Annotated in this window: 13 protein-coding genes, 1 tRNA gene and 1 pseudogene; 2 read left to right on the forward strand and 13 right to left on the reverse strand. The window is 63.4% G+C overall.

All coding sequences use genetic code 11. The features are described 5' to 3' along the window. Positions 1–6 precede the first annotated feature (6 nt). The gene (locus U1E69_RS09115) at positions 7–555 is read right to left on the reverse strand and encodes a type I restriction-modification system subunit M N-terminal domain-containing protein (protein ID WP_322244070.1); all 549 of its coding nucleotides are present in this window, start codon (positions 553–555) and stop codon (positions 7–9) included. A 349-nt stretch (positions 556–904) separates the two neighbouring features. Between U1E69_RS09115 and U1E69_RS09120 the strand changes: the two genes are divergently transcribed. After that, complete coding sequence (locus U1E69_RS09120; protein ID WP_322244071.1) at positions 905–1549, forward strand: recombinase family protein; 645 nt, start codon at positions 905–907, stop codon at positions 1547–1549. A 343-nt stretch (positions 1550–1892) separates the two neighbouring features. On the opposite strand, the gene U1E69_RS09125 is transcribed toward U1E69_RS09120, so the two are convergent. The 9 genes and pseudogenes from U1E69_RS09125 to U1E69_RS09160 all read right to left on the reverse strand — a co-directional run bounded on the left by U1E69_RS09125 (position 1893) and on the right by U1E69_RS09160 (position 10413). Further along, entirely contained in the window at positions 1893–3215 is a 1323-nt protein-coding gene (locus U1E69_RS09125) for a hypothetical protein (protein WP_322244072.1), read from the reverse strand. 198 nt (positions 3216–3413) lie between these two features. Then, complete coding sequence (locus U1E69_RS09130) at positions 3414–4847, reverse strand: site-specific integrase (protein WP_322244073.1); 1434 nt, start codon at positions 4845–4847, stop codon at positions 3414–3416. A gap of 27 nt (positions 4848–4874) precedes the next feature. Then, a pseudogene (locus U1E69_RS22605) lies at positions 4875–5051 on the reverse strand (DUF6538 domain-containing protein); the annotation flags it as partial. 67 nt (positions 5052–5118) lie between these two features. After that, a tRNA-Pro gene (locus U1E69_RS09135) sits at positions 5119–5195 on the reverse strand. A gap of 47 nt (positions 5196–5242) precedes the next feature. Beyond that, positions 5243–6208 carry a DMT family transporter gene (locus U1E69_RS09140; RefSeq protein WP_322244074.1) on the reverse strand — a complete coding sequence of 322 codons (966 nt, stop codon included), beginning with the start codon at positions 6206–6208 and terminating at the stop codon, positions 5243–5245. A gap of 94 nt (positions 6209–6302) precedes the next feature. Then, positions 6303–7169, reverse strand: coding sequence for a DMT family transporter (locus U1E69_RS09145; RefSeq protein ID WP_322244075.1), 867 nt, complete (start codon positions 7167–7169; stop codon positions 6303–6305). 120 nt (positions 7170–7289) lie between these two features. Then, positions 7290–8372 carry a glycosyltransferase family 87 protein gene (locus U1E69_RS09150; RefSeq protein ID WP_322244076.1) on the reverse strand — a complete coding sequence of 361 codons (1083 nt, stop codon included), beginning with the start codon at positions 8370–8372 and terminating at the stop codon, positions 7290–7292. Between the two features lie 4 nt (positions 8373–8376). Further along, a complete protein-coding gene (leuB, locus tag U1E69_RS09155; RefSeq protein WP_322244077.1) occupies positions 8377–9483 on the reverse strand; it encodes a 3-isopropylmalate dehydrogenase in 1107 nt (368 codons plus the stop codon). Positions 9484–9537: 54 nt separating this feature from the next. Beyond that, positions 9538–10413 carry a LysR family transcriptional regulator gene (locus U1E69_RS09160; protein WP_322244079.1) on the reverse strand — a complete coding sequence of 292 codons (876 nt, stop codon included), beginning with the start codon at positions 10411–10413 and terminating at the stop codon, positions 9538–9540. A gap of 83 nt (positions 10414–10496) precedes the next feature. On the opposite strand from U1E69_RS09160, the gene U1E69_RS09165 reads away from it, so the two are divergent. Further along, positions 10497–11387, forward strand: a complete 891-nt coding sequence (locus U1E69_RS09165) for an epimerase (RefSeq protein ID WP_322244080.1) — start codon at positions 10497–10499, stop codon at positions 11385–11387. On the opposite strand, the gene U1E69_RS09170 is transcribed toward U1E69_RS09165, so the two are convergent. The 3 genes from U1E69_RS09170 to U1E69_RS09180 form a co-directional block, all read right to left on the reverse strand. Continuing rightward, on the reverse strand, positions 11351–12406 hold the full coding sequence (locus U1E69_RS09170) for an endonuclease/exonuclease/phosphatase family protein (RefSeq protein ID WP_322244081.1): 1056 nt from the start codon (positions 12404–12406) through the stop codon (positions 11351–11353). The genes U1E69_RS09165 and U1E69_RS09170 overlap by 37 nt on opposite strands. Next, positions 12384–13325 (reverse strand): hypothetical protein, encoded by a 942-nt coding sequence (locus U1E69_RS09175; RefSeq protein WP_322244082.1) that lies wholly within the window; start codon positions 13323–13325, stop codon positions 12384–12386. Before U1E69_RS09175 ends, U1E69_RS09170 begins: the two co-directional genes overlap by 23 nt. 219 nt (positions 13326–13544) lie before the next feature. Continuing rightward, on the reverse strand, positions 13545–14396 hold an 852-nt coding region (locus U1E69_RS09180; RefSeq protein WP_322244083.1), incomplete at its 5' end, for an HlyD family type I secretion periplasmic adaptor subunit.

The raw sequence follows: 14396 nt of genomic DNA on the forward strand, positions 1-14396 counted from the left end.
CACGGATCAGGGGGCGGGGGTGTAGTACTCCCCCCCGTTGCGGCCTGCGTTGCCCATGCGGCGGATGCGGGTCTCGTACAGTTGCGAGAGTTCGTGGCGCTGGTCTTGGGTGTTGAAGTTCAGCCCGTCGAGGATTTCGAGCACGTCCCGCAGGATGTAGCCGGAGCGGAACTTGTTGCGGAGTTCGGTGAAGACTTCCCCGATCTTGTATTCGATGGTCCGGGGGCCAGTCGCCGTGGTGCGGAAGGCGGCAAGGTAGGGAAACAGCTTCTGGTCCACGAAGGCGATGAGGTCGTCACCGATCATCGCGGCGTTGTGGTCAAAGCTGCCGTTGGCCTTCGGTGCGGCCCACTCATCCCAGCGATACTTGCCGGTGATGATGGGGGCGTAAGTGGTGCCGTCAAGTTCGGCCCGGTCGCGGCGTTCGGTTTCCAGGTCGTGCAGGTACTTGAGGAACAGCACCCACGACGTCTGTTCAACGTAGTCGAGTTCGTTGGCGATGCCTTCCTCGGCCCGTAGGTTCTTTTCGATGGTGTTGAAGGCGTTCTCGTACATGCTTCCCCGCGCGATTTGATCACGACAGTTCCATCACTTACGACGAAGCGCAACCGGGTTGCCTGCCAGAGGTGGGGTGTAATTTTTCGGCACATTTTTTTGTACCCCTATCTATCCATCCATAGCGCACGACTTCCCCCCGTGGCACCCCGGGGTAGGAGGATCACCCTGCTCGCTCGCAACGAGCGAGGCTGCCATCAATGTCCTACGGTAAGTATGGTTGTCCGATAGGGTATACCCCTGAGGACACTGTTTCATTGCCTCAGGTGAGTGTACGTTAGGGTTGACTAAGACCAACGGACGTGCAATACAACGGACATGACCACAACGGACATTCTTGGAGCCACTCATGACCGCGCCACGCACAATCCTTTATGCCCGCGTTTCTACTACGGATCAGAACCTGGTACACCAGAGAGTGCAGGCTGAGGCAGCAGGGTTCCGCATTGACGAGGTAGTTGCAGACCATGGGGTGTCCGGGGTTAGTACCGCGCTGGCCGACAGGCCTGAGGGGAAGCGGCTGTATGACAAGCTGCGGCGCGGTGACACGTTGGTGGTCCGTTGGGTGGATCGGCTTGGTCGCAACTATCAGGACGTTACTGATGCCATCCGGCACTTCATGCGGCAGGGCGTAATCGTCCGAACCGTCATCAACGGTCTGACCTTCGATGGGGCGACGACAGACCCCATGCAGGAGGCCGTGAGAGACGCGCTGATCGCGTTTATGGCCGCGACTGCCCAGGCACAGGCCGAAGCATCGAAGGAGGCTCAGAAAGCCGGGATAGCGGCTGCGAAGGCCGATAGCCGGAAGTACCTCGGGAAGAAGCCTAGCTATGACAGGGATGGCCTACGTCGGGTCCAAGAGATGTTAGCTATCGGCGCGGGCACGTCTGAGATCGCTCGGGCAACCGGGCTAACTCGGCAGACGGTGCTGCGGGTGAAGGCCGATCCGGCTGGGGCCGAGACAGCGCTTGAGCGGTGGGGGCGTGAATGACCTGCCCGACTATCTCGGGGCGAGGCACGAGCCGCTTCCGGCTGGTCGCTCTTGCCCCTTCATCTTAGGAGAAGCCAATCGCAGCGTCGTCCAATGACGCAGCATATGCAGCTGAGAGCGATGTTTGGCCCGGTGACAAACGGCGCACCGTGGTGTGCACTGGCAGACTTCCCGCATGAGCCGACGTCACTTCCGTAGGTCAACTGCAGAACACCACAGGGAAGGGTGCGCTGGTGCGGCCTTGGGCGGGCAAAAGATACACTAACGGCGGCAAACCCTTATTCTACCCGGTAAGGGGGAGGTGGGGGGGTGATGGAACATATTCCCAGGCAAGAGAGGGACTTCAAGACTGCCGAGAACCCTTCAAGGACACGCCAATTTCCTGCCCGTACACAAACCTAAAGGTCTGCACCATAACTTGAACCAACTCCTCCCTATGGCGCTCCGCCACTATGAAGCTGTCGTGGACCGGCAGAACGGGAACATTCCTCTCGACAAAGTGCAGCATGATCATCTCGGCAAGGTCGCTGTCTAGCCGTTGCAGGCGTGTACCAACCCCGGTGCCAAAGTGATCCGAGAGCAACGGAAAGGCCGCCTTCACCTGCTCTTGAAAAGCTATTCTCGACATACCGTGCCGCTCGGTGTCGAAATCCCGTGGCTCCTGAGTGCCCTTGCGACCGGCGTTAAGCAGCGCAAGAAAGGTTGTCTTAGCGTGGTCGCGCAACAGGCTATCATTGGCGGCGCCTGGCACAAGCGAGTAGGGGTCTTCTGGGCAAGGAAGTCCGCTTTGCGCGAATAGGATTGTGGGGTGTAACCCCTTAAAGTCGGCCTCGATAGTGGTCTCATCACTTATGGTGATTAGCGGGCGGAAGTGCTTTCGTGCGGACTGCCACCAGCCTCCGTAGAACCTCCCACCCTCCGCGAATGTTCCGTTGTTGAAAACGCGGTATAGTCGAACGCCGTGCGAAGAATGGCCGTCCTCCAAGTCGAGTTCTGGCAATGGAGGTCTGCGGGAGCTTACCCGCGCCGTAGCGATCAGATCGTTGATCCGAGCAAGACCGGCGCGCATTGCTTTGGTTTCATCGGTATCCTTGTACTTTGCTAGTTGGCCGTGGTGATCCTTCAGTCTGATCGTCTCTTCCGTGCCGCTTAGCGTGAACGCCTTTAGCGGTGGAGCGTCGCTTATGATTGCAGCCCTTGCTGCGTCTGTAAGCGAGTAGCGCGCAACCTGGGCAAGCCCGTCATTTTGGTATCCGGGCGCAACTTGAAGCATGGTGCCATCCTCCTGCAGTGCTTCCATCGCTTTCAAGAAGTAGTCCACCGACATAAAGTCAGGTTGGTATCGTCTCTGATCGTCTAATCGCTGCTTGCCTGTAGCAATCCCGACTGTCAGGCCACTACTCCGAACCTCTGCCTGCACGAGGTTGAGGAGGATGAGCAGAGCGCACTGTTTGAACCGCTCCACCTTGGCCTTGCTTGGCTTTCGCAGGTAGGAGCTATGCCAGGTATTCGCTAGGTTCTCGACGACCTTATCCACCTCGGCTGGCCGCACTTGATCAGGTAGAATTAGATGGGCCTCGAACGGCACTGATCTAACGCCGCGCTGGTCCGGAAGGTCGCCTTCGCTGATCCCGAAGCCGCCTAAAAGCTCGCTGTTGGATGTCATCATCGCCCAAGTTGAATGCCGATGTGGCGGGTTCGCTTGTCGTGCAGCGACACACGGTCCGATTACGCACCGTGGACCCGCCCCTAATGCCTCATCTTAGGAGCTATGGCCATGTCCCCTCGCTACAGTTGTTTGTCAGCCGATCCTGTTCCCGCATCTGTCTTCTTTGCCGAAAGGGCATCAACCCGCGAAGATGTGCTAGAAGTCGAACATGTCGATGCTTGCCTTTAGCTGTACCGGCAGGAAGCCCTCCCTAAAGTAGGTGCTGTAGGTCATGCCAGCTTGTCGATGGCCCATGACGGCGGGGACATGCCGCTCCGGTGCATCCGCCTGGGCCAGCCGGGTTGCCATTGTATGCCGGAAGCTGTGGCAGGTGAGCAGAGAGGACTTGATGTCCAGAGCAGGCAGAAAGCTCTCGTTGACCCACCTACCCAAGTTGCGGCCATAGTGGTTCATTTCCGAATAGGACAACTCGTGGAAAAGCCGCTTGTGCCCGCCCTCTCGCTGAGCGGCGATGTATTCCAATAAACCGCATTCTAACAGTCGCTTGTGCATTGGCAGCCGCCGCTGAGAGGCTTGGTTCTTGAGGCTCTTTCTTTCGTCTCCGACTTTCGTGATATCGAAGTACCAGACCTCTCCGTCCTGCTTGATGTCGGCAAGATCGAGTTGGGCGACCTCGTTCACACGCATGCCGCTGAACATGGCGATAAGTGTCCCCCATTTGTGCACGTCCCTCCTAACTAAACCGTCTGGGTTTTGGGTCAGGTGGCGAAACATGGCCTGGAGCTGTTCGGCACTGAACGAGCCGCGTCGTTCGTCACGGGGCGTTTTCGCTGCCTTAACCTGCATTCCCTCGAAAACGTTTACCGCAGCATAGCCATTGGCGACCGCCCACTTGAAGAAAGCATGCAGATTGCCAAGGTGCGTCGCCACTCTGCGCGGGGAAATTGTCCTCACTCCCACAATTGCCAACATGTCGGCCAGGGTCTTGCCCCGTGTTGCAGCCATCTTGTTTCGGTTCCACGGAAGCCGCATCAACACTCGCTTGATCTCCTGCGCATCGCTCTTGTTGATTGCGGTGACGTTCTTGTGCCCGGTGATTTCCCCCAGAAGCTCTAGCACCTCTCGCCGATCCAACTCAGTCTTGGGTTCTACAGGAGCCGTCCTTCTGATCTCATCGAAGTAGATCGCAGCTGCCTCGGCAATCGACTTGCCCGGCACAGACGCTGCATCTTGGTATGGCGCGGCTGGATCATATGAAACCGCCAGCAGCGAAGCGTCGGTTAGATCGAACTCGCCCAGACTATCGACGTGATCCAAGGATGCCCGGACGGCAGCCGCATGCGCGGTGTGTATCAACTGCACCAGCCACTCCCGGCTTCGGTCAGTTAGCTCCGCCTCTGCAATCCCCCGTTTCTCACAGAAGGCCGCAACAAGCCCTTGCGCCGTACCGCCGTGCGACTGCTTGGAAAGGAAGGTATCTAGGTCAAGTTCGGTTAGGCGCTGCCTAGCGTGTATCTTGGCGACCTTGTCCGCACCGGGCGGGCCATCTGCCGCCAACTCCTCCTTGAACTGGCTAACCATGTCGCGGAAGTATTCTTGGACATGCCGTTTAACGTCATCATATCGCATAGAACGATGTGTTGCTCTGGTCAGGTGGCTTTGTCCAGCCAGCACTAGCAGCCTCGATAGCCTCTGTGCAGTCGCCGGGCATCGGGTTTCGAGTGACACTCGAATGCATAGCCGCTTGTTATGTGGGTGCAGAGTGGCCGGGAGTGGCCATCGAAAGTAGAAAACCCCATGTCTGGAAATACTTAGGTAGGTAGCTAGCCGCATAGCGTGTGTCACCCTCCGGTGTCGCACCAGCAGACCTTACGCCGTAAGCACTTGATATGTCGGGAATTGGTCGGAGCGAGAGGATTCGAACCTCCGACCCCCTGCTCCCGAAGCAGGTGCGCTACCAGACTGCGCTACGCTCCGACCGTGGGCGGGGGGTTACCCCGTCCCGTCGGCTTTGGCAAGAGGCCTCACGCCTGATCGCCACCCCGGTCAAAGCGCTTGAGCCAGCCCGAGATGCGGGGCTGGGTTCCCATCTCCAGCCGGGACCGGTTCTCCAGCACGGGGCGGTTCTGGCTGATCGACGGCGTGCTTTCGCGCAGCACGATGTAGATGCCCGATGCGATGATCACGGCCGACCCGACCGCGGTGTAGAAATCCACGCTTTCGTTGAAGAAAAGCCAGCCGTACAGCACTGCCCAGATGATCTGGGAATACTGCATCGGCGCCACGATGATCGCCGCGGCCACCCGGTAGGCGGCGATGCTGGCCAGTGCCCCGATCATGCCCAGGAAGGCCATCACGGCGGTCAGGGCCAGATCCTCGACCGGCATCGGCTGGTAGACGAAGGGCATCGTCGCGCCGGTGGCGACAAAGGTCAGCACCATCGGATACAGCATCAGCACGACGGACCGCTCATCCCGCCCGATCTTGCGCACGATGATCGAACTCAGCGACCCGGTGGTCGCCGCCCCCAGCGCCGCAAGGTGCCCCAGCGAGAAGCCGTCTCCGCTGCCGGGACGCAGGACGATCAGCACTCCCAGAAGCCCGACGATGACCGCGATACCGCGACGCATGCCGACCTTTTCCCCCAGCATCGGGATCGCCATCAGCGTGATGAACAGCGGCATGGCGAAGAAAATCGCATAGCAGGTCGCCATCGGCAGGACGGAAAAGGCGTAGAACCCCATCACGCCCGTCACCACGGCGCTGACGGTGCGGATCGCGGTCCACCAGGGGTGGCGCGGGATCAGCGTGCTTTCGCGGCGGTCGCTCAGCAGCAGCACGGTGACCAGCGGAAAGCCCATCAGCCCGGCAAAGAACATGGTCTGGAAGGCCGAATAGGTGCCGCCCAGATACTTCACCACGACATCGTGGGTGGCATAGGCAGCAAAGGCGGCCAGCGACAGAAGCGCGCCGCGAAGCGAAGGAGACATTCGAAAATTTTCCGGGGCTGGGGCGTGAAACGGACGCCACGTGAGCGGTAACACCTTCGCCTGTTCGTGGCCTGGATGCAAGGCCGGGCGCGGCTTAGGCCAGGGTCTTTTGCCGCTCTTGCCGCCAGACGACCAGGATGCCCGCTGCCGCGATGATGACCATGCCCAGGGCGGTGCTGGCCGTCATCGGCTCGGCAAAGAACAGCGCGCCGAATACCGCGGCCCAGGCGATTTGCGAATACTGCGTCGGCGCTACCACCACCGGCGGTGCGGCGCGATAGGCGGCGAACATCAGCATGGTGCCGGCCATGCCGAAGACCGAGATGCTGGCGACAGTTGCAAGGTCATGCAGCGGCATCGGCTGATACCGCGACGGCAACAGAAGAAAGGCCGAAACGCACTGGCCTGCCACCGGATACAACAAAAGCGCGACCGAGGATTCAACGCCCCCCGTCTTGCGGATGATCAGGTAATGGACCGCCGCCATCAGCATCCCGACGACGGCCGCCAGATGGCCGATCCCGAAGTCGATCCGCCCGGGGTTCAGCGCGACGATCACTCCGACCAGCCCCAGCACCACCGCGACGCCGCCTATCGCGTCGACCCGGTCGCCCAGGATCGGCCAGGCCAGCAGCGTCAGCACCAGCGGCATCGTGAAGAAGATCGCATAGGCCTGCGCCAGCGGCATCGCCGTGAAGGCATAGGTCACCAGAAGCGCATTGGCGATCAGCGCGACAGTCCGGATCGCCATCAGCCAGGGGTGCACCGGGCGCAGGGGGCCGCGCTCCTTCAGCCACAGCAGGCCGATCAGCGGCAGGGTGAAAAGACTGGCGAAGGCCACGATCTGCACCGGATGGTAGGTCCCGCCCAGGAACTTGATCGTGCCATCAGCGACCGAGAACAGCCCGAAGCCCGCCAGCCCGAGAAGGACACCCCGGACATTCGCAGAAAGGATGGACATGATGGGCGACGGTTCCTGCCGAAGTCTGGCGACGTTGGTTTTCTTGCAACTCTGGCGCGACGCATAGCAAGCCCGGGCTTCGCCGTCACGGTGCAAACGGCACGGCTCTGACCGCCGCTGTCAGACGCGGTCCTGCGGCCTTGGGGCCTGCAGGGCCGATTGCAGGACAAGCGCAAATCCAAGCATTACCAGCCCCGGCGTCAGCGGCGCGTTGAACAGCCACAGCGGGATCGCAAGGGTAGGCATGAAGGCGGCAAGCAGCAGAAGGCCCCGCCACCGCCACAGCACGACGCCGGTCGCCTCGGCCCGGTTGCGGGTCAAAAGCAGGGCCGCTGCAGCGATCCCGTAATCATAGCTCAGCCAGTAGGGCACGACGACCAGCGTGGTCATGATCGCAAGCGCTGCGCGCAGACCGGCATCCTCGCACCGCCACAGTGCCCATCCGGCCAGGCCGATGACCGGCACTGCGACTGCGGCATGGACCGCCAGCGCGATTTGCGGACCCACCTCCAGCACGCGCAGGGCGCCGAAGACAGTCGGCATCATGCCCAGGAAGACTCCGGTGAAATCGGTCATGACCCGCGACTGATAGGGCAGGGTCTGCGTCACATAGCCATGCCAGCTTTCCCAGCCGAAAAGCACCCCGGAAAGGACGACCAGCCCTGCCGTGGTCAGCGAGGCCGAGGCAATCACCAGCCAGCGCCTTTCGATCAGCAGCAGAAGCGGCAAAAGCAACCCAAGCTGCGGCTTGATCGTCAGGCAACCGATCAGGACACCGGCCAGGACAGGCCGCTCCATCCGCAGCGCCAGCCCGCCCAGAAGAAGGGCGGCCGAGAGAAACCCGTTCTGCGCATGGTAGATGTTGTCGAAGACCGAGGGCAGCACGATGGCTGTCGCCACGGCCAGGCCTGTCGTCAGCGGCCCGACGAAGGCCCGCAGCGCCACGAGGTAAGCCACCAGCGTCACGCCCAGGAAACCCGCCATCGCGGTGCCATAGCCAAAGAACCCAAGCGGCCAGATCGCCAGCAGGTAATGCGGCGGATAGCTCCAGTTCCGCCAATGGGTGCCCGGGCCGAACTGATCGGTCAGGTGCCGGAAGTACGTGGCGTGATCGGCAAAAAGATCCAGAACCTGTCCGTTCAGCAGCAGCCGCGCTGCGGTCCAGTAGTTCGTGAAGTCCTTGTCGATCAGCCATGCTTCCATGCAGTTACAGGCTCGCGTCCAGGGCGGCGATCACGGCGTCGCCCATCTGGCTGGTCGAGACCGGAGTGCCGCCCTCTGGTCCCATCAGATCAGCGGTGCGGACGCCGTCGGCCAGCACCTTTTCGACTGCTTTTTCCACCCGCGTCGCCTCTTCGCCCATGTCAAAGCTGTAGCGCAGCGCCATCGCGAAGGACAAGATGCAGGCGATCGGGTTAGCCTTGCCCTGGCCCGCGATGTCGGGAGCGCTGCCATGCACAGGTTCATACAGCGCCTTCGGTCGGCCGTTGGCCATCGGCAGGCCCAGCGAGGCCGAGGGCAGCATCCCCAAGGATCCGGTCAGCATCGCGGCCATGTCCGACAGGACGTCGCCAAAAAGGTTGTCCGTCACGATCACGTCGAACTGCTTGGGCCAGCGGCACAGCTGCATCGCGCCGTTGTCGGCATACATATGGGTCAGCGCGACATCCGGGTAGTCGCGGTCGTGCACTTCCTGCACCACCTCGCGCCACAGGATGCCCGATTCCATCACGTTGGCCTTCTCCATCGAGCAGACCTTGTTGTTGCGTTTCCGGGCCAGTTCAAAGGCCGAGCGGGCGACGCGGGCGATTTCGCTTTCGGTGTAGCGCTGGGTGTTGATCCCGACGCGTTCGTTGCCTTCCTTGAAGATCCCGCGCGGCTCGCCGAAGTAGACGCCGCTGGTCAGTTCCCGGACGATGACGATATCCAGACCTGCGACGACCTCGCGCTTCAGGCTGGAGAAATCGGCCAGCGCGTCAAAGCACTGCGCCGGGCGCAGGTTCGAAAAGAGGTCCATCTCTTTGCGCAGCCGCAGAAGGCCGCGCTCGGGTTTGACGGAAAAGTCCAACGCATCGTACTTCGGCCCGCCCACGGCACCCAGAAGCACCGCGTCCACCGCCTGCGCCTTGGCCATCGTCGCGTCGGTCAGCGGGACCCCATGCGCGTCATAGGCGCAACCGCCCACCAGATCCTCGGACACGTCGAAATGGACGCCGCGCTTGGCCCCCATCCAGCCGATGATCTTCTTCACCTCGGCCATGACTTCCGGGCCGATGCCGTCGCCGGCGAGGATAAGGAGGGAGGGGTTTGCCACGGTATGCTCCTGGGAAATGTGTCGCGGTCGGCCTAGCTTTTCGGTGCGAAAACTTCAAGCGTGGAAGCCCCGGGCCAACGCGTCCCAGACCCGCCGCAGGCGCGGAGACTGGCGCAGGCGCGGGGCGGCGGTCAGCCAGACGGGCAGGCTGGGCAGGTCGGGGATCACGTCGATGCGCTCCAGCGTGGGATCGGCGTCGCCCACCGCGCGCAGGATACCCCCCAACCCGCACCCCGCGCGGATCAGTTCGACATAGGTCAGCGGATCATCGCAGCGCACCGGGAAGAAGCTGCGCCCCACCTCCATCCCCAGCGTCCGCATCACCCGGATGATCTGGTCCATCCGGTCCTGGCCGATGAAATCATGCTGCATCAGATCCTCGGGCGTCGTCGGGTGGCCCCGGCGGTTGAGGTAGTCTTTTGCGGCATAAAGGCCCAGCGGCAAGTCGCCGATGTGGCGGGCCACCAGGTCTGCCTGCGTCGGCCGGTACATCCGCAGCGCGATGTCCGCCTCGCCGAAGAGGAGGTTCTCGGTCGTGTCCGAGGGGACGAGGTCGATCTGGATGCCCGGCTCTGCCTCGCGCAGCAGGGCGAGAACCCTTGGCAGGATCACATGCGACACGACGCGGCTGGCGGTGATCCGCACCGTCCCCTCGATCCCACCCGAGCGGCCCTTGGCGGTCAGCGCCAGCTCTGCCGCCGCCGCCTGCATCGCGCGGGCCGAAGGCAGCAGCGCCTGCCCCGCCTCGGTCAAGGCCTGACCCTGGGCGATGCGGGTGAAAAGCGGGACCTGCAGCTGCGCCTGGATGGTCTGGATGTGGCGGCCCAGGGTGGGCTGGCTGATTCCCGTTGCCCGCGCGGCGGCCGACAGGGACCCGGCCTCGGCCACGGCAAGGAAAGAACGGATCAGGGTCCAATCAGGCAAATCCATTCATGAATGAATATCGGATAGGCGATTTCATGCAATTCCATTTGCGCGCGGCCCACCGCATATCCGGCGGAAAGGAGACCCTCATGACACAGACAGCACTGGTTCTTGGCGCCTCGGGCGGATTTGGCGGGCAGGTGGCGAAGGCGTTGCAAGGCGCGGGCTGGACTGTCCGCCGCTACACGCGCGGCACCGACATGGTGGCTGCAGCGCAAGGCGCGGACCTGATCGTCAACGGGCTGAACCCGCCCGCCTACCACGACTGGGACCGGCTGATCCCCAGGATCACGACCGAGGTCCTTGCCGCCGGTAAAGCTTCGGGCGCGACGCTTGTCATCCCCGGCAACGTCTATCCCTATGGCACCCAGCCCGGTCCCTGGAACGCCGACACGCCCCACCGCCCGGTCAGCCGCAAGGGCCGCATCCGCGCCGAGATGGAGGCGCGGTATCGGGCGGCGGCAGGGCAGGGCCAGCGCACGATCCTGCTCCGCGGCGGGGATTTCCTGTTGCCGGAAGCGCCCCAGATGGTGATGAACCGGCTGATCCTGGGTGAGGTCGCGAAGGGAAAGATCACCACGCTGGGCGACCCTGACGCGCTGCACGCTTATGCCTACCTGCCCGACATGGCCCGCGCGGCGGTGGCTCTGGTTGCCCTGGGCCAGGCGCTGCCCGCCTATGCCGACATCCCCTTCGCAGGCCACGCCTTCACCATTTCCGACCTTGCTGCCCGGATTTCACGCCTGTCCGGCCGACCGATGCGCATAAAACGCTTCCCGCGCTGGATCTTCACTGTTGCCAGCCCCGTCTGGGAACTGGCGCGTGAGCTGCGCGAGATGCTGTACCTCTTTGACCACCCGCACCGGCTGGACCCCGCGCCCCTGCGGCGCTGGCTGCCGGACTGGCTGGACACCGACCTTGACACGGTGATCGCCCGCCACCTTCAGGGCAGGCTGATGTCAACCCAGACCGGAAAGTGATGCGAGGCCGCCACAAGGTCGGCCATCAGCGGATCGTCCGACGCGGGCCACAGCACGCCCGCCCCTGACACGGCAAGGCCTGCCGACGGCAGCACATAGTCCAGCCGCAACCCGCCAAGGTCATCATAGATCACCGTATCCAGCGCCGGATCGCCCTTGTGCGCCGGCTCGACCCGCCCATGCCCGCCGCGCGGCATCGGGTCCTGCAGCAACGGATGCGCCAGCAGCCCCCCGATCCCTTCGCGCCGCCCGTCGCCGTCTGCGGGGTCCAGATTGCCGTCGCCCAGCAGCACAAAGGGCGCGTCGGGTGGAGACATCGGCAGCTTGCCGTCCAGGAACAGCCTCCAGAACGCCGCCTCATCATGGTTGCGGCGGCCATTGCGGTCCTCGGGCCCGTCAAAGACCGGAGGCGTGGCGTGCCAGGCCAAAAGATGCAAGGGACCCGAAGCGGTCACGACCGGCACGTCCCAGAACCCGGTCGTCGCCAGGCGCTGGACCGACGCAAGGCCCTCCGGATCGTCGGACAAGCCGCCCGGCAGGTCTGCCCAACGAAAGTCCGAGAAGTCCCGCGCCCCCTCGCCGATGGGCAGACGCGACAGCACCGCCATCCCGGCGTTGCCCGAAAACAGCCCGAAGCCCTGCGCGTCGCGCGCGTCGCCCAGCCGTCCGTTTCCGTCCACGTCGAACCCGGTCTGCATCCCCGTGTTCGGCCGCAAGGCGAATTGGTGAGGATAGTCCAGACCCGCCGCGCGCAGCTGGTCGGCCAGCAGCCCCAGTGCCACCCCGCCACGGTCATAGTCGACCGAGGTCAGCACCACCACATCCGCCTGCAGCGCCATGAGGACCCGAACCACCGCCTGCGCCTGCGGATCACCTGCGGCCAGGTCCTTGACCAGAAGCCCCGGCCCCTGCCGGTCCAAAGCGACATTCCAGGTGGCCACCCGCAGCGGATCGGCCTGAACCGGGCTGCAAAGCAGGGCCAGCAGAAGGGCGCGGCTATAGATCGTCGTCCTCGTCATCCCTGTCGCGGTCCAGCTTCGACGGCTCGATCGCGCCCAGGACCGCCAGCTTCGCGGCCCGCTTGATCCGGATCATGTCGGCAATCCGCGCCATCGCCACCGCCCGCATGATCAGCGCTGCGGGCAGATAGGCCCACAGCGCCATCGCCCAGATCAGCGTCTGCGGCGAGGTCAGCGTCTCGGCCGGGATGCCGGTGCTGAGAAGGGCGACCACGGCCGGGATGACGAAGGGCAACAGGAACCCCACGGCCAGGTTGACATGCGAATCGCGCACCAGCCGGTCGACGACATCACCGCCCGCCGTTGGCTCGAACGTGGGCAGGTTGACCCAGACGTTGAACGCGGCCTTGGTCGAGGGCCAGCCGACAAGCTTCAGCACGATCACGAACAGCGCCAGCGACAGCAGCGAGATCAGGTAAGCCGTCCCGGCGGCGATCTTGACCTGCGCGATCTGAGCGGACGTGGCATTGCTGTCCAGCATGTAGCTGACCAGCCGCACCGGCGAATAGGGGAAGTCCAGCGAGGCGCCGATCAAAAGCCCCACGGCATGAAAGAAGCGCGAGACTGTGGTCGAATGTTCCATGTCCGCGACGATGGCAGACAGGATCACCACGATCGTCAGCATCATCAGAAAGCGGATGCGGTTGTAGGGCGCGCCATCCCGAAACTCGATCAGGCTGGGGTAGACGGCGTTGTATTCGAAGAACACCAGCGCGCCTCCGAACAGTGCGACCAGCGCCACGATCTGCTTGGTGTCGGTGCCGATGCCCGGCAGGATGACCGAGGGCACGACGATCAGGATCATCACCAGAAAGGCCCGGACGGCAGCGGCCGTCGCGCGCGACAGCCAGGTCCGCGCCCAGCCGTCGGTCGACACGACAGCAGTCAGGCGCAGTTTGCTGCGCAGTCCTTCGATCAATGCGGTGCCGCTTGCCACAATTCCGCCCAATTCCACACCGTCTCCAGCCGACTCGCTTAGGTTGAGCGTATCTAGACCAAGCTTTGTGGCCATTTCAGGGTCAGTCTAGGCTGAACAGGCGAAGTCGTGCAGTTTCGTGGCATAATCTTTTGCGGGTGTGGCCTTTTGCAGGTGTCGCGCGCCCCACGGGTGTGGCCCTTCGGAGGTGTGGCCTGCATGTCAGCTTTCCCGGAAGGCGCGGGACAGGTAATCGGTGAAAGGCTTGACCAGATAGGCCAGCGGTGTCCGCTCTCCGGTTTGCAGGAAGACATCGACGGGCATCCCCGGCAGCAGCGCCTGATCGCCAAGCCGGGCCGCTTCGCCCGGGGCCAGTTCCAGTTCGGCCCGGTAGTACTGCGTGCCGTTCGCGGGGTCGCGAAGCGCATCCGCCGAGACCATGACCACGGTCCCGCGCAGATGTGGCGTTGTCCGCGAGGAGAAGGCCGGCAACACCAGTTCCGCTGACTGGCCGATGGTCACTTCGTCGATGTGGATCGGCGCGATGCGGGCGGTGATCACCAGGGGACGGTCCTGCGGCACAAGGTAAAGCACCGGCTCGCCCGGGCGGAGAACGGCGCGGGGCGTCGTCACCTCGAGGCCCAGGACCACGCCGGACACCGGAGCGCGAAGCTGAAGGCGGTCGATGCGCTCGGCCAGGGCGCGGCGGCGTTCGGCCAGCTCCAGCATCTGCGCCTCGATCTCGCGCAGCTCGGTCGTTGCGGCCTCGCGCCTGGTGCTGACCAGGCCAGAGATCTGAATCTGGGTCTCGATGATCTGGCCCTGGCTGCGCGCAAGTTCGGCCTCCAGCGCGCCAAGCTGGCCCGCAAGCCGTGCCTTTTCGCGTTCCAGCGCCAGCAGGGTTCCGGCCTGGGCCAGCCCCTTGGCCCGCAGACCGCGCTGCATCGCCAGCTCTTCCTGCACAAGGTCAAGCTGGGTCCGGACCGCGGTGGCCTGGGCCTGCAGCCCGTCCGACTGCATCGCCGTCTGGTCGATGCGGCGCATCAGAAGCGTGCGGTCTTCGTCCAGCGTCGT

It is taken from the genome of Tabrizicola sp., from assembly GCF_034366665.1.
In the GTDB taxonomy this organism is placed as follows: Bacteria; Pseudomonadota; Alphaproteobacteria; order Rhodobacterales; family Rhodobacteraceae; genus Tabrizicola.